Genomic DNA, 25336 nt, shown 5'->3' on the forward strand with positions numbered 1-25336 from the left:
CTGTGGAGCGAGGACCCCGCCGACACCGGCTTCCGCCGCACCTTCCTGGCCACCGTGGCCGCCCAGTCCATGGAGTTCAACGAACTGGGCATCGAGTTCGGCTACACCTACGACTCCGCCGCCGTCATCCCCGACGGCACTCCCGCACCCGAGAACCCCGACCCGGTCCGCATCTACAAGCCCGCCGCCCGCCCCGGACACCCGCTGCCCCACGCCTGGCTGGAGGACCCCGACGGCCATCGCGTGGCCCTGGCCCGCCTGGTGCGCCCCGGCCGGTTCCTGCTGATCGCCGGGGAGGACGGCCAGGCGTGGTGCGAAGCCGCCGAAAAGATCGCCGCCGAGAGCGGGCTGCCGCTGGACGCCATCCGGATCGGCCACGTCGACGGCGACTATCGCGACCCGCGCTCCACCTGGACCGCCACCCGCGGCCACACACCGCAAGGCGCCGTCCTGGTGCGCCCGGACCGCTTCATCGGCTGGCGCGCCCATGGCGCGGCCACGGACCCGGTCGCGGAACTCACAGCCGCACTGGACTCCCTCCTCGCACGGTAGGGCTTATCTGCCGTGCCACCCGGCCTGCCGATCACCGCCGCAGTCGGCGGGCCGGGCCCCCACCCTCATCTCTGCCTCGCCTCCGGGACACCGCGGCACTGCGGCACCCGCCCCACCCTCGCCACGGGTCGTGGAGGCGACAGGAAGGAACCTCGTGGACGATCCGACACCCACCCCCGCCGCCACTGCCGACGCCCATCAGGGTCTGCACAGCGAGCAGGGCGCCCTGCGCGGGGAGCACCCCGGCCGCGCCGCCCAGCCCGTCATCAAGGTGGTCGACCTGGCCTGGCTCGAGTTCACCAAGCCCGACCTGGACCGCGCCGAGACCTTCGCCCACGACTTCGGCTTCACCACCGCCGCCCGCACCGGGGACGCCCTCTTTCTGCGCGGCGCCCTGGCCGGACCGCACTGCCTGGTGATCCGCCGTGGTCCCGCCTCGCGGTTCATCGGCCCCGCCTTCCAGGCCGCCGACGCCGCCGACCTCGACCGGCTCGCCCGCACTACCGGCCACAAGGTCCGCACCCTGACCGAGTACGGCGGTGGCCGCGCCGTGGACCTGCTGGACCCCTCCGGTATCCCGGTCCGCGTCGTACACGGCGTCGCCGAGCAGCCCCCGCGACCGCTGCGACAGCCCCTCGTCCTCAACACGGGCACCACCACCGCGGCCGCACGCATCAACGCCACCCAGCGCCCGCCCCGCGAACCCTCCCAGGTGCAGCGCCTGGGCCACGTCGTCCTCTCCACCCGGGTCTTCCGGCGCGCCCTGGACTGGTACCTGCAGCACCTCGGCCTGATCGTCAGCGACTTCCTCTACCTGGACGGCCAGCGCGACCGCGGCCCCACCATGGCCTTCATCCGCTGCGACCGCGGCGACGAACCCGCCGACCACCACACCCTGGCCATGCATCTCGGTCCCGACACGGGATACGTTCACTCCGCCTACCAGGTCGCCGACCTCGACGCGCTGGCCGCCGGAGGCGAGTACCTGCGCGAACGCGGCTGCCACCACTCCTGGGGCATCGGCCGGCACATCCAGGGCAGCCAGATCTTCGACTACTGGCGCGACCCCGACCGCTTCATGATGGAGCACTACGCCGACGGCGACGTCTTCGACAACACACTGGAACCCGGCTGGGCCGCCATGTCCGCCTCCGGCCTGGCCCAGTGGGGCCCGCCCGCCACCCGCGACTTCCTCGGCACCAACCCTTCGCCGAGAGCGTTCCTGCAGGCGATCTCCGCGCTGCGCGAGGACAACGAAGTCGACCACGCCCGGCTGCTGGGCCTGATGAAAGCCCTGAGCAAGTGACCGCCACCACCACCCCTGAGATGTACCCGTCGTGTTCATCCGTGCCGCGCCCACCGGGCTGACCGCCGCGACCCTCCTCACCCGTGCCACCTGGTCCGTGCATCCATCGGTTCCCAGATGCAGGGCCTCGCCACTTCCCAGCAGTGGCTGGCGAATGCTCTGCAGCACCCCAAGCAGGGACGCTGTCGCCGAACTGATCGGAGGCATTCAATCCGCTGCGCCAACCGTCCCAGCTGTCGCAGGGCTGTCAGGCGTTGTTCCGGGCGCTCCTCCCGCGGCATGGTGCCAGTTCCGTTGGTAGGCGACCGGTGCTTCGACTCAATTCGTCCGAACGAGCGAGCTGGCGTAACTGCGAGCCGGATAGACGGAGAACAGTAGGTGGGTGCTGTCCTGCGGCGGGGTCTGACTCCTGAGATGCCTGACCGGAAGTGTCCTGCTCACACTGTGTCGACCACCGGCCGGAGGCGGTGCGTTGCTGGTCTCGGGCTGACCGGACGTGTCTCGATAGGGGCCTGCCGGAAAGGCGTCATCACGATTCTGACCGTCCGCACGGCCCGGTGCCGACTAGCGATAAGCCGTCGGCCTGAACAGGAACGAGCATGACCGGCACACCCTCCGCTTCGCGTCCTCGCCGGCGCCGGGCGGCGAGGGAGGTGGTCCTGGGAGTGGACACGCACCGGGATGCCCATGTGGCCGCCGTGCTTTCCCTGGTGGGGGAGGTGATCGGCACCGAGGAGTTCCCGGCCAGCGCGGCTGGATACCGGGACCTGCTGGGGTGGGCCAGGGCGTCGGGTACGGTGCGGCGGGCCGGAGTGGAAGGTACCGGTTCTTTCGGGGCGGCCCTGTCCCGCTACCTGCTGGCTCAGGGCGTGGACGTTTTTCGATGTGAATCGGTTCGACCGGGCGGACCGCCGTCGGCGCGGCAAGTCGGACCCCGCTCGATGCCGAGAACGCGGCCCGGGCGGTGCTGAGCGGGCGGGCGCGTGCCCAGGCCAAGGCGGGTGATGGGCCGGTGGAGATCGCCCGGATGTACAAGCTGGCCAAGGACTCGGCGGTCAACGCCCGCACCCAGGCGATCAACCAGCTCAAGGCCGTCCTCATCCGTGCCGATCCTCAGCTGAGGGAGGAACTGGCCGGGCTGGGCAACGCAGAACTCTTCCGCACCTGCGCAGGGCTCGTCGACGACAGCCTGAACCACGAGGCCGGCGAGGGGGCGGTGCTCCACGCCACCCACGTCACCCTGGGTCTCCTGGCCCGCGCATCAGGCAGCTCAGCGAAGAGGTCCAGGAGCTGGAAGGCCGCCTGACCCGGCTGGTGGAATGCCACGCTCCGCAGCTGCTTGAGGTAGTGGGCATCGGTCCGGACACGGCCGTCACTTTGCTGATCACGATCGGGGACAACCCGGAACGCCTGGGCAATGAGGCGTCCTTCGCGGCCCTGTGCGGGGTCAGCCCAGTCGAGCGTTCCTCGGGCAGTCGGCAGTACCGTCGCCTCAACCGGGGCGGCGACCGGCAAGCGAACGCGGCCCTGCACCGGATCGTGCAGACCCGCCTGCGCGTCGACCCGCGTACCCAGGACTACTACGAACGCCGCAGCAAGGAGGGCAAGACTCGACGTGAAATCGTCCGAAGTCTCAAGCGATACGCGGCCCGGGAGGTGTTCCACCTGGTCAGACCTGTGCAGCCGCAACCCTCGTTATAGGGGCAGTCGTGAGACGTGAGAGGGTCTGGGGCGTGAGTGAGACACCACCGAACACCCTGCAATACCGCTTTGACGGGCCAGAAGACGCTCCGGTCCTGATCTTGGGTCCCTCACTGGGTACCACATGGCACAGGTGGGCGAAGCCGTCTTCTGGCGTCCACGTGGTCCAGACCGGGAGCGTTTGGCCGGGTTTGGATCTCGTCGTCCGGGCGCGTCAACGCTGTTGGTGACACGGTCGTGACAGATGTTGCCCCCGTCGGCTTGTTTCGGCGGGGGTTCTGTCTTCCCGGGCTGATGGCGCGGCGCTGGTCGGCTGCGGTTTGGGAGTAGATGGTCTCGGTAGGGCGGGGCGGCGCAAGAATTCGAACAACTGTAGGCATCGTGGCGCGGGATGGCTAAGATCGGAGTCGCCCGTACGCGACCTGTTGTGGATGCAAATTGTGCAGCGAGGCGGTGGTCGACCAATGCGGAGCTATCCGGGAGGCGGCTGATGATCGCACGGGTGTCCGTACTAGCCTTGCCGTTCGTTTGGACGCGTTCCCGTGTCTAGAGCCGGTTGAGGTCTGTTGGTTTTGTTGTTGAGGCTGGTTCCGGTGGCGCGGGGCAAGCGGTAAGGATGAGCGCGTACAGCCCTGCTGGGGAGAGCGTCGGTGTAGGACGAGAGCGGGTTGGTCGATGGCAATCGCGGCACGAGAGCCCTTGGGTGTGGTTGCGGGGGCGCTGGCTCCCGGTGAGCTCGTACCCCGCGATGCGAGCCTGGCGGTTGTTGAAGCCGAGGGGGTGAAGGTCGTCGCGGCCTACCGATTCGAGGCGCGAGAGCGGGAGCGGCGGGCGGCTTCGGGCATGGCTCCGCTGACGCGACCGGATGCCCTGAACCTCTTGATGGCGCTGCCGCTCGGCGAGCCTGTGCCTGCGGGATCACTGAGCGACAGGGAACACCGAGCGTTGAAGGGCCTGCCGAAGGGGGCGGTGGTTCGACGCGACGGATTGATTACTCGTCTGGCGACCCAGCCGGTCCATGTCGACATGGTGTTGGTGCCTGGACGCAGCTGGGAGTCGGCGATGGAGCAGGCCGAGCGGTTCACACCGTTCACTGCTCGTTCCGTATTGATCGATGGCGTGTTGCGGCGCAAGGACGAGGCGGTGATGCGCGCGGACTTCTACGGCATCGGATTGCTCCACGTCCAGGGGGATGCAGTCGAGGTTGTTGTGCCACCCAGCCCCTTCGTGCGCAAGCGCCATACGGTTGCTGGCTGGAAATTCCTGGAAGACGTCAACCGTCAGCTCCCCTGAGGGGGTGCGTCCGGCTACTGAGTGACGGGCAGTGTCGCCCATGCTTTGAGCGGCGCGGGTGCTTGGAACCCGGACTTGGGACTCGCGCCCACTCCGATGCGCTGGTTTTCCAGTGCGTAGCGGTCGACGGCTGCAGCGCATTTATTGCGCCACCACGTCTTACGCTCGGAGCCAGCTCGGTAGCTGGCCATGTCGCTGACCCATGCGCCCCAGGTGTGGATGTTGTGGTTCTCCGCCTCACGCCGCGTTTCACCGTCGGAAAGGTAAAAGCTGTCGAGGCTGCGCCCGTCGCACTCCTCGCAGTCGCAGGTTGCCGGATCCGCATTGCCGTAGACCTTGGACAAGAACTCGGCGCCCTTGAAGCACATCAACTGCGGCATCAGGATGTGCGGGTACGTGGGTCCGCCGCCGCGCTTGCCTATCTGGGCCTTCTCTTCGGGCGGTATCGCGTGACGGAGCGAGCTCTGGACGCCGATTCCCGCGCATAGGGCACCGTGCGCTATCACGTCGAGAGCTGCGAGGTCTGTGCGCAATAGCGACATGTGCTCGACCTCGGTGACCAGCCGCCGCAGGTTGGCCGGAATGTCCTTCGCCTGTTCCAGCGGGTCGAACTGGCGGAAGAGAATGACTGCCTTCGGGTGACGGATCTTGGCGCAGACCGCAATCAGTTGGCCGATGTTCTCCCGGTTCAGCCAGGTGACATCGATCGGAAGGGAGACCAGCGTGTCGGCTCGCTCGATCCGGTTGGCTTCCCGCATTACCGCCTTGAGGGCACGGGAGTTCGCCGGCGGTATGTAGCCGGTGGGTGTCAGCGCTGCGGTTGCCCCTCGCGCCTTCTGGAAGTTCAGCGAGGTGTCCACGGCGGCGAACAGTTCGTCGGGAGGTGCCATGAACGGCTCCTCCGCCGTTGCCGTGTACGTGGTGTACACGGCGCTGTCGATCAGTAGGGTGCCCTGGTAGCCGACGTCGGCGCGGAGCTGGAAGGCGCGTGCGTCGGCGTTGGCGCCGGTCATGACCACGCCGCTCAGGCCGTCATCGAGGGCCGGGCGAGGTCGGGGAGTGTACTGGGCGTGTTCGTGTAGCAGTACGCGTCCCTGCAGGAGCGGCACCGCTGCCACGGTATGGTCGAGCGTCTTCACGGCGGGCGGTCGCCGCCTGGGATCGGGGGCGTTGCTCATGAATCACCTCGCAGAAGGGTCCGGCACGTCCTTGCGTCCGGACGGAGAAGAAGCGCACAAGTAGATCTCGTGGAACTCCTCACGACCCAGGCCCGCCAGGTGAGCGGTCTCGGTCACGCTGAGGTGGTGCTGTCCCTCAAGCCGGGTGACGGCGTGAGCGATATGACGCGGAGTCTCGCGCCGGATGACGACTGGTTCGTTGGTGCGGTAGCCGAGCGCGGACAACTCGACCATGAGGGTGCGGTATTGCCATTCGCTGATCACGCCGAGGTCCACGGCCCGCCGGATGAGAGCGGCCATGGAGACCCCCCAGCGGGTTTTGAGATCCATGAGGCGGGCGACGTCGATGCCGGGCTTCAGCTCGCCCAGGATGACCTCGTGCGGCATGAGGAACTCGGCGGCGAACCGGTCGGCTTGGGTCTCCTGAGCGCGCCCCTCGCCCGGTTCGCGGTGCATGATCAGATGGCCCAGCTCGTGAGCGAGGCTGAAGCGCGAACGGTCACCAGGGGCACTGGAGTTGAGGAGCACCAGCGGCGCCCGGCCGTGCGGCCACTGGCTCACGGCGTCGAGTTCGCTGGTCCCCAGATCTCGGACTACAACCAGGGCGCCGGCGTCTTCGAGCAGCGCGACCAGGTCGTCGATGGGGCCGGCGGGAACGTTCCACTCTTCGCGTACCGTCTCCGCGGCGTCCGCGGGAGTGTCGAAGTCGTTGACCTCAATGGGCCTGAACCGGTGGGGACGACGAAGGGCTGCAGCCTGGGTCACCGCTTCGACCTGGAGGCGGGTGAGCGCCAGCGTCGCATGGATTCGGCGCAGCGCGGGGGCTCCCAACGAGGCCCGCTTGCGGTGGTGGATCAGCCCGATGCCCACCCCGGCCGTATCGGCAGCCTGGCACAGCATCTCGGGGGTGAAGTGAAGCGCGGCGGCGAACAGGAGCACCCGATCGGCCCGGACCGGGATCCGTCCGGCTTCGGCCCGGCTTACGTACCCCTGTGTGATGCGGCTGCCCTCCACGTGCGACATCCGCTCGGCAAGCTCGGACTGGGTCCACCCCCGAGAGTCGCGCGCCAGGGCGAGCATGGCGGGATCCGCCAGCAACTCCTTCTGATCACTCACGGTCCACCCCCATCCCTGGCGAGTCTCAACTCCAGCAAGGATACACGCTTTTATCCCTCAAAATATTCCGCGCATGATCCGCAGAGTGTCACGCCCTCAGGGATATCACGCGCCACTGACACTCCAACTACAAGCCTGTTGATCGTTGTTGGGTCGAGGTGAAGGACTCGCCTACACGATCCGCCCGAGACGGAGGTTCGCTCGGTGCGGTCCGAGACCGGCGGGTCCGCGCTGAGGACGAACAGCGCCGCGTCCATCGTCTTCAGCGCGGCCCGGGCCTGCTCGGTGTTGTGCTCGTGCACCGAGCCCGTGCCGGGGGTGTCGACCACTTCGATGCCCGCTGCCAGCTGTGGTGTGTCGAGGTGGACGACCACATCCTCCACACCCAGCCGGTTACCCGGGTTGGCGCGCTGCGTGACGAATCCGGGCAGGGCCTGAAGCGGATGCCACTTCCTGCGGCCGTCCCGGAACCGCACGCTCACCCCTTCCGGCGTTCCGGCCCGCACGGAGGTCGGCAAGGCGGTCACCGGCACCACGCCGGTGGGCAGCACCTGCCGCCCCAGCAACGCGTTGACCAGCGTGCTCTTGCCGCGCTTGGCCTCCCCGACCACCAGCACCCGGAACCGGTCCGCAGCCGGCTGTTCGCCCACTGCAGCCAGTACCCGCCGGTCTTCGGACGCCGAGATCCCGGCCGCTTCCAGCCGGGACGGGGCCGACCACAGACGCGTACCGGTTGAGGCCGATCCAGCGGAACAGGATGCGGTGAACGCCGTTCCGGAAGGCGATGAGGTCATCGTGGTCTCCAGCCGTCAGGCAGGGACCGTTGGCGAGCCGGTCGCGGCCCGCGGTTGGCGGTGAGCCCCTCCACCGTCCTCGTGACCTCCACGGTACGAAGCGGACCGGCAGGCCGCAAAGGAGTCCGTCCACCGGCTGGTTGCCGCGCCGGCCGCGCGCCAGGAGACTGCTGGTATCCGGCGATGGGGCTCGCCGCCAACCGCACCCCTGGGGTGCTGATGGCCTCTACCCGCTGACCATGCCCGCATTTGAGGAGGTCAGGCCCATGCCCCGGATCACCGTCGACATCGACTCCACCGCTTCGTCCACCATCCGCAAGCCCGGCGACGGCGCCTCCGGCTGCCTCAGCTCGGGCGGCTGGCCGGTCGGACACGGACGCGTCCCCGACACCCTCGACGCCGACGGGCTGCCCCTGGACGCCCTGGTGCTGATGCCCGAACCCGCCCTGGCCGGCGCCACCGTGCCGGCCTGGCCGCTGGGCGTCCTGCACCGCGCCGGCGCCGAGACCGCACCCGCTGCCCCGGTGCTGCTGTGCGTTGCCGAAGATCCTTCCTTCATCGACCTCGTGGACACCGACGACCTGCCCCGCTGGCACGCCGAAGGCGACGCCTGGGCCGCCGTCCTGGCACGCCTGCAACGCCAGGCTGCCAGCGAGGTAACCGACTGCGGCACTCGCGCCGAGGCTGAGCACCTGATCAGCGACGCTCATCACGCCTACGAGCGGCTCACGGGATGCCTCGAATGAGCGTGCGACGCCGACTCGCCCCGTGCAGTTCGGGAATTGCTGTCAACAGGTCTCGCTCACAGCTCGGCATTGCCGACAGCAGCCGCTCGGTAAGCCGAGCAGCCATCGGGCTCTTGGGCGCAGTCCTCCTGTCTCTAGCGACTCGACATGAACAGCCACTCGCTTTCTTCGACCGGTGCGCGGTCCTCCCGGCGCCGAGGACAGGTACGGGCAGATGTATGTGGGTGGCTGTGACGGCGCTGGGCTCGCGTCCGGTGGCATACACCGCGGTGGCCGCACGATGTTTGACTCGTGAGCCGACCGCTGCTCCCGTACTTGACCGCTGCTGGCCCCTGTTGGTTCTGGCGGCCGGCGACGCGGCGCGCACAGCCCTCTGCCGCGCCGTCAACCGACCCAGGCCACCGGCGGAGGAGTGGCTGTCGCACTGCCAGGGAGCAAGTTTTCCCTCCCGGCACACCGCGACGGCCCTGCTGGCGACCGGACTTGCAGCAGGGGCTGGGCCGGATACCGCCGGTGCCGTGGCCGCGCTCGTTGGCCTCAGCCGCGTGGCACTGCGCGTTCACTGGCCTTCGGACGTGGTCGGCGGTTGGCTGTTCGGCTACGGCTGGCTGGCCGCCTCGGAGATGGCGCGCCCGTGCGGCGGTTCAGAGTCGGTCCAGTGCGGAGGATGAGCCGTTGGCACCCCCGGGGGAAAGGGGTGCCAACGGCGCCTGGTGGGAGGCGGCGTCCTGGGGTGTCACGCCTCAGGCGGCTCGGCGCCGCGTCGACACGGTGCCCAGGGGGGTGGCCGATCCGGTCGTGGTAGTCGATCAGGGTGCGGGGGGAGTCCAGGGCGACCGCACCGACCAGGACCGGGGCGCCGTCGGGGCCGGGGCGGGTGTATCCCGCCACCATGCGCCGCTTGGCGAGGTCGCCGTCGAGGATGGCTCGAGCCGCTGCACGTGCGCCTGTACGGGATCGGTGACTGGTTGGCCCGGCAGGTGGAGCACCGTACCGGGAAGGCTGGCCGCCACGACGGTTCTCGGTCACGTCCAGCGTGGCGGCACGCCGAGAGCGTACGACCGGCGGCTCGCGACACGCTTCGGTCTCATGGGCATCTCCCGGCTGCGGCCGGCCGTGCCCCGGGGTACGGGCACGGCGGAGGCCGCCGCAGGGCATGTCGGGAGCGGGCGGTGTCGTGCGAATCGCGGCACCGGGTTCAGTTGGCGCGCAGGCGTGCCAGTGTCGCGTCGAGGTCGGCCTTGCGGGGCCGGTTGTAGGGGAGCTTGGCGAGCATGGCGGCCATGCCGCAGGTGTTGGTCACGGCGGAGAAGACCAGGCCGCCGGCGATGCCGGCGGACAGCAGCCGGAGGGCCGGGTGGACGAGCTCGCCCAGTGCCAGGCCGAGCAGGACGACCGAGCCGGCGGTGAGGCGGACCTGGCGTTCCATGCCCCAGGTCGCCTTCTTGCTTCCCTCGGGCCGGTGCAGGTCGTGGCCCTGGGCGGCCCAGGCGCCGGTGCCGCCGGCGAGTGTGGCGGTGTGGATGCCTGCGTCCGCGAGTTTGCGGCACGCGTTCTCGGAGCGGGCGCCGGAGGCGCAGACGACGAGGACCTCGCCGCGGTGGGCGGCGGTGCGGATGTCCGGCAGGGCCCGGTCGAGCTGGTCCAGGGGGATGTTCAGGGCGCCGGGTATGTGGCCGCCGGCGTACTCGCCGGGGGTACGGACGTCGATGACGGTGAGTTCCTGCAGGCGGCTGTGGGCCTGGCGGGGGTCGAGGGCGGTGGGGGTGGTCATGGCGGATGTCATCCTTGTGAGTCGTGGGTGCCCCGGGTACGGGAGCGCTTGTTTCCCGTGGGGTGTCGTCGAGGAGTGGTCGTGGAACTTGATCTGGCGGGTGCGGAGCTGCGGTCGGTGCTGAACCGGCTGCGCCGGGCGCAGGGTCAGATATCCGGAGTGATCCGGATGATCGAGGAGGGTCGCGACTGCGAGGAGGTCGTCACCCAGCTCGCGGCCGCATCGCGCGCCCTCGACCGAGCAGGATTCGCCGTGATCGCCACCGGTCTCCAGCGGTGCCTCGCGGACTCCGGCAGTGGTGACGGGTCCGGTGAGGATCGTGAACAGATGCGTGCCCGGCTGGAGAAGCTCTTCCTCTCGCTGGCCTGACGCTCTCCCGCCCCCCTGCCTGAGGAGTGGGGACCCCGAGGCGTGTGGACACGGTCATGCGATCACGTCCACGAGCATGAAGGCCGCGACCGCGAGCAGTACGTAGGCGAAGAGGCGCTGAAGGGTATGCCCCTTGATCTTCTTCGACAGGCGTTTGCCGTCCCAGGCGCCGAGGATCGCCGCCGCGGTGAACGGTGCGATGACCGCCCAGTCCAGGTGCGTGCCGGTGCCGGCCCGGGCGGCAAGCGCGGCCAGGGAGTTGATCGTGATGACGAGCAAACTGCTTCCGACGGCTCGGCGCATGGGCAGGCTCAGCACGTTCACCAGGGCAGGGACTGCGAGGAAGCCGCCGCCCACGCCGAGGAACCCCGTCACCGCGCCGAGGCCGGCCCCGGCGGCGCCGGCCTTGCCGGGGTTGACCATGCCGGACGGCTCGGTGCGAGCGGGCCGGAGCATGCGCAGCGCGGCGAGTGCCGCGATGACGGCGAAGGCGACCGTGAGCATGCTCTGGGGCAGGTGGCCGGCGGCGGCCCCGGCGAGCATCGCGGGCACGATGCCGGCCGCGCCGAACAGCAGCCCGGTGCGCCAGACGACGTTGCCGTCCCGGGCGTGCCCGACGAGCGCCGTGACCGAGGTGAGGGTGACGATGACCAGGCTGGCCGTCGTCGCCTCGGCCGGTGTGAAGTGGAGCAGGTAGATCAGGGCGGGTACGGCGAGGACGCTTCCGCCCCCGCCGAGGCCGCCCAGGGCCAGGCCGATGACGGCACCGGCGACGAGCGCGAGGATCAGGGCGGTCATGCTATCGAGCCGTTGTTTCCGCGTTCGTCGACGACCAGGTGACCGGCGGCGGCCCACGCCTGCATGCCCCCCTTGACGTCGACAGCCTCGGCGCCGCGTGCGGCCAGCAGTTTGGCGGCCTGCTGAGAGCGGTTCCCGCTGCGGCAGATCACCACCAGCGGCCGTCCCTGGGCGGCGGCGGGCAGCGCCCCTCCCGTCGCCAGGCGGGACAGCGGCGCGTGGAGGGCGCCGGGAGCGTGACCGGCGTCCCACTCGCCCTGCTCGCGCACGTCCAGCAGCACGGACGGGGCGTCGGTGCCCTGGGTGCGTCGGCGTGCGTCGTCCACGGTGACGCGGTCCCCGCCGCTTCGGAAGAGGAACATCACAAACCTCTCAGGGAGTTCGAAAGGGGTACGGCAGGGTCGTCAGCCGGTAACGACGGGCAGTTTGGCGCCGGTGGCGGCGTCGAAGCCGTCGTCGACGGCCACTACGTCGCGTCCGGCGGCGTCCAGCAGCGAGGCGGCGATGCCCGCCCGCATTCCGCCGGCGCAGTGCACCCAAACGGTGCCGGGGGGCACCTCGCCCAGCCGCTTGTGCAGCTGGTGGATGGGGATGTGCACGGAGCCCTCGATGTGGCCGGCGGCGCGCTCGGAGTCGCGGCGTACGTCCAGGACGACGATGCCGTCGGTGCCGTGCTCGGCCAGTCCGGCGAACGTGGAGCGGGGGAAGGCGGCGAGGGAGCCGCCCTCGGCCACCCACTGTTCGGGCGAGCCGGTCGCGGCGGCGGCGGGCCGGTCGATGCCGACCCGGACGAGTTCGCGCTGGGCGGCGGCCAGCTGCTCGGGGGATTCGGCGAGCAGGGTCACCGGCTTGCCCCACGGGATCATCCAGGCCAGGTAGGTGGCGATCTTGCCGTCCGCCTCGAAGTTGAACGAACCGGCGACATGGCCCTGGGCGAACGCGATACGGCTGCGCAGGTCGACCACCCATTCGCCGGCCGCGAGGCGGTCAGCGATCTCCTCGGCGTCCGCGATGGCCGGGGGAGTCAGGTCCACCGGAGCGGGGCCGTCGGCGTTGGCCGGACCCATGTGTGCGTAGTAGGCGGGCACGTCGTCGAGGTCGGCCAGCAGCCGGGTGACGAAGGAGTCCACGTCCTGGGTCAGCGCCGCGTTGGCGCTCTTTTCCCTGCCGATGGTGGTGGCGTCCCCTTCGGCCTGCGCCGAGGAGCAGAAGCTGCCGAAGCCGTGCGTGGGCAGCACGGATGTCTCGTCGGGCAGTTCGTCCGCCAGCCGGTGCGCGGAGGCGTGCTGGGCGCGGGCCAGCTGCTCGGTCAGTCGCGGTTCGACGAGGTCCGGCCGGCCCACCGTGCCGATCAGCAGCGAACCACCGGTGAACGCGGCCACCGGCACGTTGTTCTCCTGCAGCACGTACGACGTGTGGTGCGGGGTGTGACCCGGGGTGGCCACGGCGCGCAGGTCCAGTCCGGAGTCGACGGTGACCGTGTCGCCGTCGGCCACCGGCACCCGGGCGAACGACACGCGCGCGCCGGCCGGCACCAGATAGGCGGCACCCGTCACGCGCGCCAGCTCCAGGCCGCCGGTGACGTAGTCGTTGTGGATGTGGGTCTCCACCACGTGTGAGATCCGCACTCCGCGCCGGGCGGCCGCCGCCAGAACCTGGTCGAAGTCGCGCGGCGGGTCCACGGCCACGGCCGTCTGCTTGCCGCCGGCCAGGTAGTGGCGGTTGCCGAGACCGTCGAGCTCGATGGTGTCGATGAAGAACACGGAGATGTCCCTTCCCACGTAGATTACCCCCGGGGGTATGCGTATCACCGTAACATGAGTACCCCCGGGGGTATTCCGATACCTCGGGGGGTATTCCTGCGCCTGTCGGCACACCTGGCGTGAGCCGGGGCGGGTCGGGTGGAGGGCTCCCCCGGACGTCGGTGCGAGAGGAGGCATTCAGCGCACGGCGCAGTCGGGCGAGGGCCTCGGTGGGCGTGCGGGGCAGCCGTTGTCCGTCCGAGTGACGGGCGTGTGAGCTGCCGGTGTCCTGGACGGCGCCTGCCTTCGGACGGCGTGGAGCCGGCTGCGGAGCCGGGGCGCCGTCCGGCTGTACGTGGTCGTGTCGGACTTACGCGGTCCGGGTGGCGAGGGAGGCGAGCGCCGCATCGAGGCGGCGGGTCGCCTCGTCGGCGATGGGACGCAGGGCATCGAGCCCGGTGAGGGCGACCATCGTGTCCGGGTCGAGCGCCTGGACGACCGTACGGCCGCCCTCGGCGCGGACGACGACATTGCAGGGAAGCAGCAGGCCGATGGAACGGTCGGCGTCGAGAGCGCGGTGAGCGAGCGACGGGTTGCAGGCGCCGAGGATGACGTACTCCTCCATGTCCTGGTCCAGCTTGGCCTTGAGGGTGGCGGTGACGTCGATCTCGGTGAGGATTCCGAAGCCCTGCGCGGACAGGGCCTCGCGGACGCCCTCGACGGCGGTGGCGAAGTCGGTGTCGAGGTGCACGGTGCGGTCGTAGGTCATGGCCTTGCCTTTCGATGGCTCGACGGTGCCGGAACGGGTGTCCCGGCGTCTGTGGCCTACGCGTGTCGGCGTTCGGAGAGGTCCCGGAAGCGCGCGTGCGGGACGAGCGTTCCGTGCGGTTCTTACGCCAGTGACAGGAAGAGCCTCTCCAGTCGGTTGCGGATCTGCTCGGTGTCCTCACCGTTCTTCCGGCCGGTGTCGATGTCGGTGACGCACTGCTGTAGACCGGTGGCGATGATGGCGAAGCCGGCGCGGTCCAGGGCGCGGGACGCGGCGGCCAGCTGCGTGACGACGTCTTCGCAGTCGCGGCCTTCCTCGATCATCCGGATCACGCCTGAGATCTGCCCCTGCGCGCGGCGCAGTCGGTTCAGCACGGATTTCAGGTCCGCGCCTTCGAGCTCCAGTTCCACGACCACTCCTCGAGTTCATACCCTATGGGGTATTTTACCAGCCTCGCGCATACCTTGCGGGGTATCTCTCGGAACCCGCCCGGTGGCGGATCTGTTCCGGGAGGTCACGGCCGCACGGCGCGGACCAGCGTGTCGAGGGCGGTGCGGGGGCCGTCGGGGGTGGTCACCAGGCGCTGGACGGTCTCGGCTCGCACGATGTCGGCATAGGCTCGCCACACGGTGGCGACCTGCTCGGCGGTGTACAGCACACGAGGGTCCTGGGGCCCGCCGTGGCCTTGCCGGAGATTGGCCGCGGCGTGACCGACGAGCAGCAGGGTCCCACCGGGCCGGACCGCACGTGCGGCCTGCCGGAGCACGTGTTCCATCTGCTGCCACGGCAGGTGGAGATAGGCGATGAGGGCCAGGTCGTACGTCGCCTCCGCAGCGGACCATGTGGTCAGGTCCGCGCAGACGGTGTGCAGCCGCGCACCGCGGTCGGCGGCCAGCCGCCCTGCCTTCTCCAGTGCCACGGCGGAGAAGTCCACGGCGTCCACTTCCCAGCCCAGCTCCGCCAGCCAGACCGCGTTGCGTCCTTCCCCGGCGGCCAGGTCGAGCGCACAGCCGGTGGGCTCGAGCCCGGCCAGTTCCTGCTCGACGAACCGGTTGGGCTCCGCCGCCCATACGAGTTCGCCGCGGTAACGCTCGTCCCATGCTGCTGCGTCCATGTGGTGCTCCTCGCGTCTGTCCTGTCCCGGCCCGCCGTCGCAGTCGGTCCGTTCGCCCGCGCCCGCTCGGCGTCGGATGTTGGTACCGCCGCTTGGCCGACTTCGGCGGCGGTGACGGCACCCGCTCTTTGTCGCCATTGTGCGGGCCCGGCACACCGGGGCGGGTGTGAGCGCCCGGCGCCCCCGGTGCCCGGGCGCACCACGGAGGAGCCGACCCACAAGGGTGCGGCGGATGATGACCGATGCCCGCCGCACCCACATTCGGGTCAGGCGTCGGCCGGTGCGGACCGGGCGAGCCAGGCGCCGTAGCCGCCGAGCAGGTCGGAGACGTCGGTTCGGCCTCGGTGGCGGAGCAGGGAGGCGGCGATGGACGAGCGGTGGCCGCCCGCACAGTAGACGACTACGGGCCGGCCGACCGGGATTTCGTCGACGCGCCGGGCGAGTTCAGCCAGCGGCAGGTGCAGGGAGCCGTCGATGATGCCCTCTTCGCGCTCGACGGTGTTGCGCACGTCCAGGACCAGCGGCGGTTCGTCACCGTCCAGCAGCCGGTGCAGTTCGTCCGCGGTCAGGCGGCTCGCCTGTTGCACGTCGTCGGCCAGGGCGAGGAAGGCGCGCTCGGGACCGCGTAGGTATCCGCCCACGGTGTCGAAGCCGATCCGGGCCAGCCGGGTGACGATCTCCTCCTCGCGGTCCTGCGGCGCGATCACCATGACCTCCGCCTCGGGACTGAGGACCATGCCCGCCTGTTCGGCGAAGCGGCCGTCGGCGGGCACGTTGACCGAGCCGCTGACGTGTCCGGCTGCGAAGTCCTGTGGCGAGCGGGTGTCGAGGACGGTCGCCCCGCCGGTCCGCCGCCGCGTGAACTCCTCCACGGACAGCGGTCGGGGCGCATCGGCCGCGTCGAACAGCTCGTGAGTCTTGCGGTTGAGCACGGCGTCGTAGGCGAAGTAGGCGGGGGCGGAGGGCTGGCCGGCGGTCACCAGGGCGACGAACTGTTCCTCGTCCATCGGGCGGCAGGCGTAGTTGGTGGCGCGCTGCTCGCCGATGGTGGACTGCCGCTGGGTGGAGAGGTTCTTGCCGCAGGCGGATCCGGCACCGTGGGCGGGGAAGACCCGTACCTCGTCCGGCAGGGCCATCAGCTTGTGCTGGACGCTGTCGTAGAGCATCCGGCCGAGCTCGTCGGCGGTCGCGCCGAGCGAAGCCAGGAGATCGGGGCGTCCGACGTCCCCGATGAAGAGGGCGTCGCCGGTGAGTACGCCGTAGGGGACGGCGTCGTCCGCGTGCTCGTACACGAGGATGCTGATCGACTCGGGGGTGTGGCCGGGTGTCTCGATGATCTCCAGGGTGACGTGACCGAGGCTGATCCGGTCGCCGTCGCCGAGTCCGCATATGGGGTACCCGGCTTCGGCGCGGCGTCCGTAGCCGATCCAGGCGCCGGTACGGGCGGCCATCTCCAGGTGGCCGGCGAGGAAGTCGGCGTGGAAGTGGGTGTTGAGGACGCCCTCGACGGTGAAACCGTGGGCGTCGGCGTCGGTGAGGTATTCGGAGACGTCGCGCCGCGGGTCCACGACCACGGCCCTGCCGGTGGTCTCGTCGGCGATCAGGTACGACGCCTGGGAGAGGCAGTCGAGGTAGTACTGGGCGAAGAACATGGGGGTACTCCATGGTGGGTCACGGGTGTGCCGGGTGAAAGGAAGCACGAGCGCGCTGTCGGTACCTCTCGGACGGGCAGAGGACCGGCCCGGGTCGGGGGAAGCCCGGGCCGGCCGGTCACAGGCGGCCGGTCAGCATGCCGTGCCAGTACACCGGCGGCAGCACGTACCGCTTGAACACCCACATGTCCCGCCGCTCCTTGAACGTGTTGATGAGCGGGAAGGTGGGTGCGGGCCGCAGGTCGTAGTCGAACTCGGCGAGCAGCATCCGGTCCCGGGCGGTCACCAGCGGGCAGGAGGTGTAGCCGTCGTAGCGCCGCGTGGGCGTCCGGCCGTTCATCACGTCCAGCACGTTGGCGGCCACGACTGGGGCTTGCTTGCGCACGGCCGCGCCGGTCTTGGAGGTCGGCAGGTTCGCCACATCGCCGAGCGCGAAGACGTTTCCGTGCTGCGGGTGCTGCAGCGTGTGCTTGTCCGCGGCGACGAACCCCAGAGGACTCGTCGGATCGGCGAGCGGGCTGTCCTTGACCCAGTCGGGCGCGCTCTGCGGCGGCACGGCGTGCAGCAGGTCGTAGTGGACGGTCTCCTCCGTGCCGCTCGCGTGGTCGGTGAGAACGACCTCGCGGCGGTCGCCGTTCACGGCGGTCATCTCCGACCGCAGCCGCACCTCGATGCCGTACCGGGCGGCCACCTGTTCCAGGGTGCGTCCCCATTCGGGCACCTTGAACAAGACGGGATCCGGGATGACGAGGATGATGCGGATCCGGTCGAGAACCTTCTGCTTGCGCCAGTAGTCGGCGGCCAGATACGCGATCTTCTGGGGCGCACCGCCGCACTTGAGCGGGGTCGCCGGGTGGGTGAAGACGGCCGTGCCCGACCGCATCTGCTTGATCAGTTCCCAGGTGCGCGGGGCGTACTCCGGCGCGTAGTTGCTGCTCACCCGGTCGTGTCCCACCGCTTCGGCGAGCCCGGGTACGGCGCCCCAGTCCAGTTGCAGCCCGGGGGCCATCACGAGGTGCTCGTAGGTGAACTCGTCGCCCCCGGACAGCGTGACGGTGTGGGCGTCGGCGTCGACGGCGAGGGCATGCCGGCGTATCCAGCGCACTCCGTCGGGAATGACGGACGCCTCGGGGCGGCGGGTGCTGCGCAAGGATGCCTGGCCGCCGCCGACCAGGGTCCACAGGGGCTGGTACCAGTGCGTGTCGGACGGTTCGACGAGGGTGATGTCCGTGACGCCGGCGCGGCGCAGGCGGGCGGCGACGCTGATCCCGGCGCTGCCGCCGCCGACTATGGCGACGCGGTGCCGGTCGGCGGTCCTGTCGGTGCCGGGTGGGGGGCTGGCGACCATGGTGGAAGTCCTTTCCCTCTGGTCTGGCACCTCTCCGGTGCCTCCGCAGATACCCCGGGGGGTTTATTGCTGACGAGGCTACGGCGCCGCGCGGAGCCCGGTCAAATACCCGCCCGGGTATTTGACTGAGAGGCAAAATATCTGACTTTTCGGCTTCGCTCCAGCTGTCTGAGTCGGGGCGCTGATGTGCAGCTCGTGCGGGCCGGCGAGTCGGACGGTGTCGGCCTGTTTCCCTGAACTCCCAGCATGTGGCTGGCGAATTGTTCACATGGCCAACTGGCCTGCCGTTCGAATGCTCTGGCCCCCCGACCTGCGTGACAGTTTCAGGTCGCGGCCCGAAATCGCCCGGCTTAGTCTGTCAGGGAGGCTCTCGTCTGCCTTGACGTCCTGGCCGGATGTCGCGAGGGATGCCGGCTCTGAGCTGCTGTTTTCTCCCACCGGTCCGGCGACAGCATGCATGCATCACCGGAACGGCACGCTCGTCTGCGGCAGATTCCGTCAATGGCGGGCGGACGTCCGTTCCTCAACTGCATGGGTCAGTCAGCAATCAGAACCGTCACTCGGCTGACGCGGCCACGGCTTGTGACCGGTGCCCTGCTTTCCGGCCAAGGAGGAAGCCATGCACGCGAAGCGACTCAGTGTCCTCCTCGCAATCCCGTTGGCTGCCGCCGCACTCCTGCTTCCCGCGACCGCAAACGCTCAGGCACTCGCGGCGCAGTCTGCTCCGACGGTGGTCACGCAGCCCGGCTCGGCGAGGATCACCCCTTACGACCAGGGATACAAGGACGGATATCGCGACGGCCTTGTATACGCCCGCGACTGTGTCCGCGGCGATTCCCGTGGACGGACCGGCAAGCCGGGGGCGTCCGCCGAGTACAACCGGGGCTATGTGGCCGGCATCATCGCGGCCTACCGCTACGGCCACCGGACTTACTGCGGATTCGGGCGATCCTGATCTGCGCGCACCGCGCTTGCACGCTTTGATTGTGGCGCGGGAAGACGGTGGGTTGGTGCGCGCTCATGAGTGGGCGCCCGGAGTCGGTACGGCCACGCCACACAACCCGCCTGTCACAGTGGATGGTTGGCTGGGGTGCGGGTGCTGCAACAGCTGTGCAGGAGCTGTGTCACCGCCAAGTGCAGTTACTCCGCTCTCTTTTTGAGCAAGATGTCGCGATTCGGGTACGACGCGGGCCACAGGGTCGATCTTGGCGGAGTTGGCGCTCGGTGGTCCCCTGGGCAGGTCGCTCCCGCTTGGCTCGCCCAGTTCTAGGGTGAGGCAGTGGCGTCGGCGCGCATCCGAGTCACGGAGTGTCGGCTGACTCTTCGTCCAGGATGCGGCGGGCTTTGCGCTCCACTAGAACGGGCACGTAGGTGCGAATCGGCAGGGATGTGAAGGACTGCCGTGCTGTGGCGACGGCGTCTTCGATCTCCTCGGGGGTGTGGCGGTCGCCGTAGGACGTCTTGAGTTGGTCGGTGACGTGCCGCAGGGCTGCTTCTTCGTCCAGGTCGATCGACACGATTCCCCCTGAGCGTCGGGGCCGATTTGCCTTGCGTGAGGGGCCGCGGCAGCGCCATGGACATTCCTCGACTCCGTCATCCGGGCGGAGCGGGCGGAGCTGCCGCGGACCCGAGATAGGACGATAGCAAAATACTTCGGTGGCCGATATAACCTTGGAGGTATGGCCACCGACATGAGTCCGCACCCGTCGAGGGGGAGCTGGTCCACTGTGTTCACCGCCGAGCGGCCACGCCCCGAGGGGATACGCTCGCGGCCGAACGCCTGGTGGCTGGCCGTCGGGACGGTGTGCTTCGGGGCGTTCATGGGGCAGCTGGACGCCAGCATCGTGACGCTGACCTACGGCAGTCTGCGCACGGAGTTCCGCGCGTCGCTCGCGGCGGTGGAGTGGGTCTCGCTGGCCTACCTGCTGGCACTGGTGGCCCTGCTGGTGCCAGCCGGGCGGCTGGCCGACGCGCACGGCCGCAAGCTGCTGTACCTGTACGGGTTCGCCGTCTTCACCCTGGCCTCCGCCGCCTGCGGCCTCGCCCCCTCCCTGCTCGCACTCGTTGCGTTCCGTGTGGTCCAGGCCGCCGGCGCGGCCATGATGCAGGCCAACAGCGTGGCCCTGGTGACCACCAGTGCACCGCGCGAGCGGATGCGCAGCGCGCTGGGCGTGCAGGCCGCCGCCCAGGCGCTCGGACTGGCACTCGGCCCGACGGTCGGCGGCGCACTGGTCTCGACGCTGGGCTGGCGCTGGGTGTTCTGGGTGAATGTGCCGGTTGGGCTGATCGCGCTGGTCGGCGGGCACTATCTGCTGCCGCGCACGCGGGCCCGTACGGCGGTGGAGCGCTTCGACTGGCCCGGGCTGGGGCTGCTCGCGGTGACGACCACGAGTGCGCTGATGGGGGTGTCCGCTGCGTCCGGGCTGGCCGTGCCCGGCTGGGGGGTTGCCCTGCTGTTCCTGCTGGCGGTCGGCTCGGGCTGGGGGTTTGTCCGGTGGCAGCAGCGGGCCGCTGTCCCGTTGCTGGATCTGGCCCTGCTGCGGGTGCGGACGGTGGCGTTCGGGCTGGTCGGGGCCCTGAGCGGATACCTGGTGCTGTTCGGACCGCTGGTGCTGGTGCCGGTCGTACTCACCGCGCGCGGCTCCTCGGACCTGACTGCCGGACTCGTGCTCACGGCGCTGCCGGCCGGATTCGCGCTGGCCGCGACCGGTGGCGACCGGCTGCTGCCCGGCCGCCTTTCGGATCGCGGCCGTTGCCTGGCCGGAGCCTGCGTCTTCACTCTGGCGGTGGCCGCGCTGCTCGTCGTCCCGCTGACGACCGGCTGGCTCGTGCCGGTGCTGGCGCTGACCGGGCTGGGACTGGGAACGTTCACTCCGGCCAACAACACCATGATCATGGGCGCCATACCGGCGCGGGCCTCCGGTACCGGAGGAGGACTGGTGAACATGACCCGCGGTCTGGGCACAGCACTCGGCGTCGCCCTGGTCACGCTCGCCCTGCACCTGAGTGGCGGTGACGTACAGGCGGGGGCGCGCTGGGCGGCGGCCGTACTCGTGGCGGCCTCGGCAGTGGCGGTCGCGTCGGCATGGCTGAGCCCGGGCAGGGTCCCGAGAGCGTCACAGGCGACGCTTTGACGAGCAGCGTGAAAGGATCGCAGGAGTGATCCGGAACTCGGCTCAGTGGGTACGAGACGCCTGCGTGACCGGCATGGATGTCCTGGTCGCGGCACTCGCTGTGACGGGGGCCCTGGTGCTGCAGGCGCGCTGGCTGGCCGCCGTGGCCGGGGTGTGGTCGGTCTTGGCCCTGCGTCAGGGCTGGCTGACCGTTCGGGAGTTTCGCCGCCACGGCGGGTAGGCCGGGCGTCCACCTGCTGAGTGCCGGACGAGCGCATAGAACACCGAAGTGTTCGGGAGAACGCCGACAAGGTCCACTAGGCGTTCGCACCACGGACCAACGGACCGCATGTGTGTCCGGCCCAGCTACCCTTGCTCCATGTCTGAGCAGCCCAGCACCGAGGTCGCGTCGTCCTCTCCCGGTCCCGCCGGTCAGGAGCCGGAGGCACGCCTGCTCACCGAGGCGGTGACCCGGCTGCGTCGCGCCCTGCGCTCCTCGATCCGCACCGACTACCCGTGGGAGACCCTGCCCATGGCACAGGTCGAGCTGCTCCAGGTACTCGGGGAGCACTCTCCGGCTCGGATCAGCGACCTCGCCGCTCGCCGGCGCCTGGCGCCGAGCACGGTCAGCGGGCTGATCGGCCAGATGATCACTGCAGGACTGGTCGCGCGCGACGTGGACTCCGCCGACCGCCGGGCCTCGGTCGTCACTCTCACCGACGCCGGCCGCGAGAAGCTCGCCGCCTGGACCACCGCGCACGAACGCCGTATTGACGCCGCTCTCGCCGCGCTGGACGACAGCTCCCGGTCGGCCATCACCAGCGCGCTGCCCGCCCTGTTCCAGCTGGCGGAACACCTCGGTGAGTCGGCCGAGGGCACTGCGGAGCAGTGACCGGCGCATCGACGTGCGGTCGGAAACTCGCGTTACGCGGGTGAGCTTCTGTTTGGAGAAGGGCAGCGTCCTCAACGGCGTGACAGGCGGGGTCTGCCCTCGGGCGCCTCTGCGTTGAGCGATCGGCCTGGCCTTGCCGCTTGTGGGTGGCATTGCGCATTCATGATCCGGGCTTTGTTCGGATACCGAATTATCGCCCATGTGCTCGCCTGCGCCGCCTCCCACGCGCACCGGCACGGCGCATCTGCGTGCCTTTGGAACACCGCAAGGACCGTCATGAACAACAGGCGCCGACGGCAACTGATGCAGTCCGCCGCTCCTCTGCTCGCCGCGGGCGAGCAGGTGGAACTCACCCTCTCTCGCCAAGGTCGGCTCCGTCTCGGTCAAGCGCCGGGTGCTGACCACCGCGCTGGTCGGCGTCCTCACCGCTGGGACGGTGATCGCCACGGTCCAGCCGCGTCCGATGTACTGGGCGCTCACCGACCGGCGGCTGCTGCTCTTCGATGCCAAGACCACTACGGGTCGTCCCGGCAAGCTGCTCATGAGCCTGCCGCGTGAATTGATGTCCGCCGCGCCGATGAAGAAGGCGTTGCTGGGACTGGGCGTGCAGACCGTGCTCACCGTTCAGGGTCAGGAACAGGGTCTGAAGCTCACGTTCCCGCCCGCCTGCAAAGCAGCAGGCAGGGACCTGGCCTCGCGCATTGCAGTGACGGCTTGAGCCGGACGGTCACAGCACTCAATACGTTCACTGCAGTGACGCGGGCCCCTGCGGGTTACTCGTTCGCCGTGAGTAGCGCCATCTACGCCGGTTCAAAGGCACGTCCTGCCAACGGCGATGGGGCTAGTACGAGTTCGCGGTCCTCAAGGCCGCCAGCACCACCCCGACCGGCACCGGTGACGTCAAGGCCACCGGCGACAAGCCGGCCGGCAAGCCCAAGACCGACATGAAGCCGCAGGGCGGCTCGGAGCAGCTCCCGGTCACCGGCAGCCCGGCGCACACCGGTTCCTCCTCCGCCCTCCCGGTGATCGGTCTCGTCGGCGGTGCCGCCGCCGTCGTCGGCGCGATGTTCGTGGTGCGGCGCCGGAAGGGTATCGGCGCGAACCCCGCCGTGTGAGCACACCCGGGCCCGGAGGGCCTGCGCCTGGAAAGGTGCAGGCCCTCCGCACGTGCTGGCGCCTGTCGCCAAGGCCAACAGGTCAGTTGGGTGCGCGTCCAGCGGGACGAGCGAACCTGAGAAGACGGTGGCGCCGACGGAAATCACTTCGGGCACCGATATATTTGGTCGGCGACACGTTCGGGCAACCGCCTGTTCGGAGTCGTATCACCTCGGTGAGACAGGGGCTGACACACCACGCGCACACCGGTTGGCCCACAGCCCTCGAAGAACCCAGGAGCCACGTCCGGATGTCGACCAGCGCCACCGCGATACGCACTGCAGCACACCGCGACCGCCTCCGCTGGTGGACCGAACTTCCACTGCTCGCCGTCGTCTACGCCTTCTACTCCGGGATACGCCTGCTGATCAGGGGCGAGGTGGGCGATGCCGTGAGAAACGGGGTGGGCATCCTGCACGCCGAGCAACTGGCCCACCTGGACCCGGAGCACTGGTTCAACCGGCTCTTCTCGAACCACGCCCTCCTGGGCATACCCGCCGACTTCGCCTACGCGTCGCTGCACTACATCGTCACGCCCGCCGTCATGGTCTGGCTGTGGCGCCGCCACGCGGCGCACTACCGGGTGGCCCGCACCTGGTTGATGATCTCCACGCTGATCGGCCTGGTCGGCTTCGCCGTGCTGCCCACCGCTCCGCCCCGGCTGCTGAGCGGCGGTCACGGCTTCATCGACACCATGGCCCAGTACAGCTCCTACGGCTGGTGGGGCACCGACGCCAGCGCGCCGCGGGGCCTGGGCCATCTCACCAACCAGTACGCGGCCATGCCCAGCCTGCACGTCGGCTGGTCGCTGTGGTGCGGACTCATGCTCTTCCGTCTGGGGCGGCACTGGCTGGTTCGCACGCTGGGAATCGTCTACCCGGTGGTGACCACGCTCGTGGTCCTGGGCACGGCCAATCACTACCTGATGGACACAGCTGCCGGCGTCATGCTGATGGGTATCGGCTTCGCGCTCGCCAAGCCGGCGCTACGCATTACCGATGCACTGTCCGTCCGCAGGCACGCCGGCAGGCAGGGCGCCCCTGTTTCGGCGCGGGTCATGGCGGAAACGGCAGCAGGGGAAAGCCGGTTGTGACCCGACCCGGCTGGCCACCTCCCCTCAAGCGCGTTGGATTCCCAGCGTTATCACGGGGTCTTTGGCAGTCTCGCTCTCAGCGACATCGAGGGGCACCACTTCGGCGCCCACCTTGTCAGGTTGTGCCTTCAGCCGGTACCGGCTGCGGATGCCGCGGACCCGGGACGGGCCGGGCGCATCCGGTGAGCAGCTGCTGGACGAGGAAGTCGGCCGCGGCCCCAGGAACAACCGGGTCAGGCTGGACAGGCAGCCAGGGTCACAGCGCCCAGCCATGACCGCCATTGTTGTGGAGCATGTTCAGGGGGCGGTGGCGCGGCCGTTTGAGACGGCGGTGTGATCAAGATGGCCGCTTTTCTACGTCTCGTAGTAGCTTGAACTGGCGAGACAGCCTGGCCGGAGTAGCGAGGGAGGTGCCAGGTGACGGGCGGTAAGGGTGACCGGGGGGAGGCCCCACGGCGCGCGCGGGGTGAGCTGGAGGGTGAGGTGCTGGCCGCTCTGTGGGCGGCCGGCGGGCCGGTGACCGCGGCGGTGGTCCAGGAGCAGGTGCCCGATGCCGCGTACACAACGGTGCTGACGATCCTGACGCGGCTGTGTGACAAGGGGCTGGTGACCCGGCATCGGGAGGGGCGCAGCCATGTCTATGCGCCTGTGGACGACCAGGCCGGGCATGCGGCGGCGGGGATGCACTCACTGTTGGACGAGGGCGGAGACCGTGCTGCGGTGCTGGCGCGGTTCGTGTCGGAGCTGTCGGCGGAGGACGAGCAGTTGCTGGAGCAGTTGTTGCACGGCGACGCGCCCGACCGGGGGTGAGGCGTGTTCTGGCCGGTGCCG

General features: G+C 69.7%; 29 protein-coding genes, 3 pseudogenes and 1 riboswitch. Of the genes and pseudogenes, 19 read left to right on the forward strand and 13 right to left on the reverse strand.

What is annotated here, in order from left to right; translation table 11 throughout:
• The 7 genes and pseudogenes from ACIBJF_RS05910 to ACIBJF_RS05940 form a co-directional block, all read left to right on the forward strand.
• A pseudogene (locus ACIBJF_RS05910) lies at nt 1-552 on the forward strand (FAD-binding monooxygenase); the annotation flags it as partial.
• Between the two features lie 154 nt (nt 553-706).
• Complete coding sequence (locus tag ACIBJF_RS05915; RefSeq protein WP_399172471.1) at nt 707-1858, forward strand: VOC family protein; 1152 nt, start codon at nt 707-709, stop codon at nt 1856-1858.
• Between the two features lie 599 nt (nt 1859-2457).
• The gene (locus ACIBJF_RS05920) at nt 2458-2829 is read left to right on the forward strand and encodes a transposase (protein WP_399172472.1); all 372 of its coding nucleotides are present in this window, start codon (nt 2458-2460) and stop codon (nt 2827-2829) included.
• Between the two features lie 41 nt (nt 2830-2870).
• Nucleotides 2871-3164 (forward strand): hypothetical protein, encoded by a 294-nt coding sequence (locus tag ACIBJF_RS05925; RefSeq protein ID WP_399172473.1) that lies wholly within the window; start codon nt 2871-2873, stop codon nt 3162-3164.
• A 41-nt stretch (nt 3165-3205) separates the two neighbouring features.
• Nucleotides 3206-3559, forward strand: coding sequence for a transposase (locus ACIBJF_RS05930; RefSeq protein ID WP_399172474.1), 354 nt, complete (start codon nt 3206-3208; stop codon nt 3557-3559).
• Between the two features lie 8 nt (nt 3560-3567).
• Nucleotides 3568-3696, forward strand: a pseudogene (locus ACIBJF_RS05935) (3-oxoadipate enol-lactone hydrolase); the annotation flags it as partial.
• 538 nt (nt 3697-4234) lie between these two features.
• Nucleotides 4235-4852 (forward strand): hypothetical protein, encoded by a 618-nt coding sequence (locus tag ACIBJF_RS05940; protein WP_399172475.1) that lies wholly within the window; start codon nt 4235-4237, stop codon nt 4850-4852.
• A 14-nt stretch (nt 4853-4866) separates the two neighbouring features.
• Here ACIBJF_RS05940 and ACIBJF_RS05945 read toward each other — a convergent pair whose 3' ends face one another.
• From ACIBJF_RS05945 to ACIBJF_RS05955, 3 genes are read right to left on the reverse strand one after another with little or no spacing between them, the layout of a single operon-like run.
• Complete coding sequence (locus ACIBJF_RS05945) at nt 4867-6030, reverse strand: hypothetical protein (RefSeq protein ID WP_399172476.1); 1164 nt, start codon at nt 6028-6030, stop codon at nt 4867-4869.
• Between the two features lie 3 nt (nt 6031-6033).
• Nucleotides 6034-7146: a helix-turn-helix domain-containing protein gene (locus ACIBJF_RS05950; RefSeq protein WP_399172477.1), complete on the reverse strand. Its 1113-nt coding sequence runs from the start codon at nt 7144-7146 to the stop codon at nt 6034-6036.
• A 50-nt stretch (nt 7147-7196) separates the two neighbouring features.
• Complete coding sequence (locus ACIBJF_RS05955; protein ID WP_399172478.1) at nt 7197-7940, reverse strand: dynamin family protein; 744 nt, start codon at nt 7938-7940, stop codon at nt 7197-7199.
• A 170-nt stretch (nt 7941-8110) separates the two neighbouring features.
• Nucleotides 8111-8176, forward strand: a riboswitch (Fluoride riboswitch).
• Nucleotides 8177-8206: 30 nt separating this feature from the next.
• On the opposite strand from ACIBJF_RS05955, the gene ACIBJF_RS05960 reads away from it, so the two are divergent.
• From ACIBJF_RS05960 to ACIBJF_RS05970, 3 genes and pseudogenes are all read left to right on the forward strand, one after another.
• Complete coding sequence (locus ACIBJF_RS05960; protein WP_399172479.1) at nt 8207-8686, forward strand: inorganic diphosphatase; 480 nt, start codon at nt 8207-8209, stop codon at nt 8684-8686.
• A 218-nt stretch (nt 8687-8904) separates the two neighbouring features.
• Nucleotides 8905-9357, forward strand: a complete 453-nt coding sequence (locus tag ACIBJF_RS05965) for a phosphatase PAP2 family protein (protein WP_399172480.1) — start codon at nt 8905-8907, stop codon at nt 9355-9357.
• Nucleotides 9358-9624: 267 nt separating this feature from the next.
• Nucleotides 9625-9796 (forward strand): annotated as a pseudogene (locus ACIBJF_RS05970) (6-phosphofructokinase); the annotation flags it as partial.
• 88 nt (nt 9797-9884) lie between these two features.
• Here the strand turns inward: ACIBJF_RS05970 and ACIBJF_RS05975 are convergent.
• The gene (locus ACIBJF_RS05975) at nt 9885-10460 is read right to left on the reverse strand and encodes a rhodanese-like domain-containing protein (protein ID WP_399172481.1); all 576 of its coding nucleotides are present in this window, start codon (nt 10458-10460) and stop codon (nt 9885-9887) included.
• Nucleotides 10461-10541: 81 nt separating this feature from the next.
• Here ACIBJF_RS05975 and ACIBJF_RS05980 point away from each other — a divergent pair, with 81 nt between their 5' ends.
• Nucleotides 10542-10829, forward strand: a complete 288-nt coding sequence (locus ACIBJF_RS05980; protein ID WP_353603488.1) for a metal-sensitive transcriptional regulator — start codon at nt 10542-10544, stop codon at nt 10827-10829.
• 54 nt (nt 10830-10883) lie between these two features.
• Here ACIBJF_RS05980 and ACIBJF_RS05985 read toward each other — a convergent pair whose 3' ends face one another.
• From ACIBJF_RS05985 to ACIBJF_RS06020, 8 genes are all read right to left on the reverse strand, one after another.
• Complete coding sequence (locus ACIBJF_RS05985) at nt 10884-11627, reverse strand: sulfite exporter TauE/SafE family protein (protein WP_399172482.1); 744 nt, start codon at nt 11625-11627, stop codon at nt 10884-10886.
• Nucleotides 11624-11989, reverse strand: a complete 366-nt coding sequence (locus ACIBJF_RS05990) for a rhodanese-like domain-containing protein (RefSeq protein WP_399172484.1) — start codon at nt 11987-11989, stop codon at nt 11624-11626. Before ACIBJF_RS05990 ends, ACIBJF_RS05985 begins: the two co-directional genes overlap by 4 nt.
• A 42-nt stretch (nt 11990-12031) precedes the next feature.
• A complete protein-coding gene (locus tag ACIBJF_RS05995; protein ID WP_399172485.1) occupies nt 12032-13390 on the reverse strand; it encodes a rhodanese-like domain-containing protein in 1359 nt (452 codons plus the stop codon).
• A 349-nt stretch (nt 13391-13739) separates the two neighbouring features.
• The gene (locus ACIBJF_RS06000; protein WP_399172486.1) at nt 13740-14138 is read right to left on the reverse strand and encodes a DUF302 domain-containing protein; all 399 of its coding nucleotides are present in this window, start codon (nt 14136-14138) and stop codon (nt 13740-13742) included.
• Between the two features lie 122 nt (nt 14139-14260).
• Entirely contained in the window at nt 14261-14548 is a 288-nt protein-coding gene (locus ACIBJF_RS06005) for a metal-sensitive transcriptional regulator (RefSeq protein WP_399172487.1), read from the reverse strand.
• A gap of 104 nt (nt 14549-14652) precedes the next feature.
• Nucleotides 14653-15252, reverse strand: a complete 600-nt coding sequence (locus tag ACIBJF_RS06010) for a class I SAM-dependent methyltransferase (protein ID WP_399172488.1) — start codon at nt 15250-15252, stop codon at nt 14653-14655.
• 266 nt (nt 15253-15518) lie between these two features.
• A complete protein-coding gene (locus ACIBJF_RS06015; protein WP_399172489.1) occupies nt 15519-16904 on the reverse strand; it encodes a rhodanese-like domain-containing protein in 1386 nt (461 codons plus the stop codon).
• 118 nt (nt 16905-17022) lie between these two features.
• Nucleotides 17023-18252, reverse strand: coding sequence for an FAD-dependent oxidoreductase (locus ACIBJF_RS06020; protein WP_399172490.1), 1230 nt, complete (start codon nt 18250-18252; stop codon nt 17023-17025).
• Nucleotides 18253-18871: 619 nt separating this feature from the next.
• Here ACIBJF_RS06020 and ACIBJF_RS06025 point away from each other — a divergent pair.
• Nucleotides 18872-19207 carry a hypothetical protein gene (locus ACIBJF_RS06025; RefSeq protein WP_399172491.1) on the forward strand — a complete coding sequence of 112 codons (336 nt, stop codon included), beginning with the start codon at nt 18872-18874 and terminating at the stop codon, nt 19205-19207.
• Nucleotides 19208-19553: 346 nt separating this feature from the next.
• Here ACIBJF_RS06025 and ACIBJF_RS06030 read toward each other — a convergent pair whose 3' ends face one another.
• Nucleotides 19554-19769, reverse strand: a complete 216-nt coding sequence (locus ACIBJF_RS06030; protein ID WP_399172493.1) for a three-helix bundle dimerization domain-containing protein — start codon at nt 19767-19769, stop codon at nt 19554-19556.
• A 162-nt stretch (nt 19770-19931) separates the two neighbouring features.
• On the opposite strand from ACIBJF_RS06030, the gene ACIBJF_RS06035 reads away from it, so the two are divergent.
• The 7 genes from ACIBJF_RS06035 (at nt 19932) to ACIBJF_RS06065 (ending at nt 25315) form a co-directional block, all read left to right on the forward strand.
• The gene (locus ACIBJF_RS06035; RefSeq protein ID WP_399172494.1) at nt 19932-21386 is read left to right on the forward strand and encodes an MFS transporter; all 1455 of its coding nucleotides are present in this window, start codon (nt 19932-19934) and stop codon (nt 21384-21386) included.
• A 64-nt stretch (nt 21387-21450) separates the two neighbouring features.
• Nucleotides 21451-21606, forward strand: a complete 156-nt coding sequence (locus ACIBJF_RS06040) for a hypothetical protein (protein ID WP_399172495.1) — start codon at nt 21451-21453, stop codon at nt 21604-21606.
• 138 nt (nt 21607-21744) lie between these two features.
• The gene (locus ACIBJF_RS06045; RefSeq protein WP_399172496.1) at nt 21745-22257 is read left to right on the forward strand and encodes a MarR family winged helix-turn-helix transcriptional regulator; all 513 of its coding nucleotides are present in this window, start codon (nt 21745-21747) and stop codon (nt 22255-22257) included.
• 394 nt (nt 22258-22651) lie between these two features.
• Nucleotides 22652-22975, forward strand: coding sequence for a hypothetical protein (locus ACIBJF_RS06050; protein WP_399172497.1), 324 nt, complete (start codon nt 22652-22654; stop codon nt 22973-22975).
• 226 nt (nt 22976-23201) lie between these two features.
• Nucleotides 23202-23372 (forward strand): hypothetical protein, encoded by a 171-nt coding sequence (locus ACIBJF_RS06055; protein ID WP_399172499.1) that lies wholly within the window; start codon nt 23202-23204, stop codon nt 23370-23372.
• Between the two features lie 290 nt (nt 23373-23662).
• Nucleotides 23663-24505: a phosphatase PAP2 family protein gene (locus tag ACIBJF_RS06060; protein ID WP_399172501.1), complete on the forward strand. Its 843-nt coding sequence runs from the start codon at nt 23663-23665 to the stop codon at nt 24503-24505.
• A gap of 417 nt (nt 24506-24922) precedes the next feature.
• Nucleotides 24923-25315 carry a BlaI/MecI/CopY family transcriptional regulator gene (locus ACIBJF_RS06065; RefSeq protein WP_399172502.1) on the forward strand — a complete coding sequence of 131 codons (393 nt, stop codon included), beginning with the start codon at nt 24923-24925 and terminating at the stop codon, nt 25313-25315.
• Nucleotides 25316-25336 lie beyond the last annotated feature (21 nt).

Source organism: Streptomyces sp. NPDC050743, from assembly GCF_044456925.1.
Classification (GTDB): domain Bacteria; phylum Actinomycetota; class Actinomycetes; order Streptomycetales; family Streptomycetaceae; genus Streptomyces.

Bases quoted from the DNA above. Each gene is read 5' to 3' on its own strand.
- ACIBJF_RS05920 (WP_399172472.1), top strand. From the start codon at position 2,458: ATGACCGGCACACCCTCCGCTTCGCGTCCTCGCCGGCGCCGGGCGGCG.
- ACIBJF_RS05940 (WP_399172475.1), top strand. From the start codon at position 4,235: ATGGCAATCGCGGCACGAGAGCCCTTGGGTGTGGTTGCGGGGGCGCTG.
- ACIBJF_RS05945 (WP_399172476.1), bottom strand. From the start codon at position 6,030: ATGAGCAACGCCCCCGATCCCAGGCGGCGACCGCCCGCCGTGAAGACG.
- ACIBJF_RS05955 (WP_399172478.1), bottom strand. From the start codon at position 7,940: ATGACCTCATCGCCTTCCGGAACGGCGTTCACCGCATCCTGTTCCGCT.
- ACIBJF_RS05960 (WP_399172479.1), top strand. From the start codon at position 8,207: ATGCCCCGGATCACCGTCGACATCGACTCCACCGCTTCGTCCACCATC.
- ACIBJF_RS05965 (WP_399172480.1), top strand. From the start codon at position 8,905: ATGTGGGTGGCTGTGACGGCGCTGGGCTCGCGTCCGGTGGCATACACC.
- ACIBJF_RS05975 (WP_399172481.1), bottom strand. From the start codon at position 10,460: ATGACCACCCCCACCGCCCTCGACCCCCGCCAGGCCCACAGCCGCCTG.
- ACIBJF_RS05985 (WP_399172482.1), bottom strand. From the start codon at position 11,627: ATGACCGCCCTGATCCTCGCGCTCGTCGCCGGTGCCGTCATCGGCCTG.
- ACIBJF_RS05990 (WP_399172484.1), bottom strand. From the start codon at position 11,989: ATGTTCCTCTTCCGAAGCGGCGGGGACCGCGTCACCGTGGACGACGCA.
- ACIBJF_RS06000 (WP_399172486.1), bottom strand. From the start codon at position 14,138: ATGACCTACGACCGCACCGTGCACCTCGACACCGACTTCGCCACCGCC.
- ACIBJF_RS06010 (WP_399172488.1), bottom strand. From the start codon at position 15,252: ATGGACGCAGCAGCATGGGACGAGCGTTACCGCGGCGAACTCGTATGG.
- ACIBJF_RS06015 (WP_399172489.1), bottom strand. From the start codon at position 16,904: ATGTTCTTCGCCCAGTACTACCTCGACTGCCTCTCCCAGGCGTCGTAC.
- ACIBJF_RS06020 (WP_399172490.1), bottom strand. From the start codon at position 18,252: ATGGTCGCCAGCCCCCCACCCGGCACCGACAGGACCGCCGACCGGCAC.
- ACIBJF_RS06025 (WP_399172491.1), top strand. From the start codon at position 18,872: ATGCACGCGAAGCGACTCAGTGTCCTCCTCGCAATCCCGTTGGCTGCC.
- ACIBJF_RS06035 (WP_399172494.1), top strand. From the start codon at position 19,932: ATGGCCACCGACATGAGTCCGCACCCGTCGAGGGGGAGCTGGTCCACT.
- ACIBJF_RS06045 (WP_399172496.1), top strand. From the start codon at position 21,745: ATGTCTGAGCAGCCCAGCACCGAGGTCGCGTCGTCCTCTCCCGGTCCC.
- ACIBJF_RS06055 (WP_399172499.1), top strand. From the start codon at position 23,202: ATGAAGCCGCAGGGCGGCTCGGAGCAGCTCCCGGTCACCGGCAGCCCG.
- ACIBJF_RS06060 (WP_399172501.1), top strand. From the start codon at position 23,663: ATGTCGACCAGCGCCACCGCGATACGCACTGCAGCACACCGCGACCGC.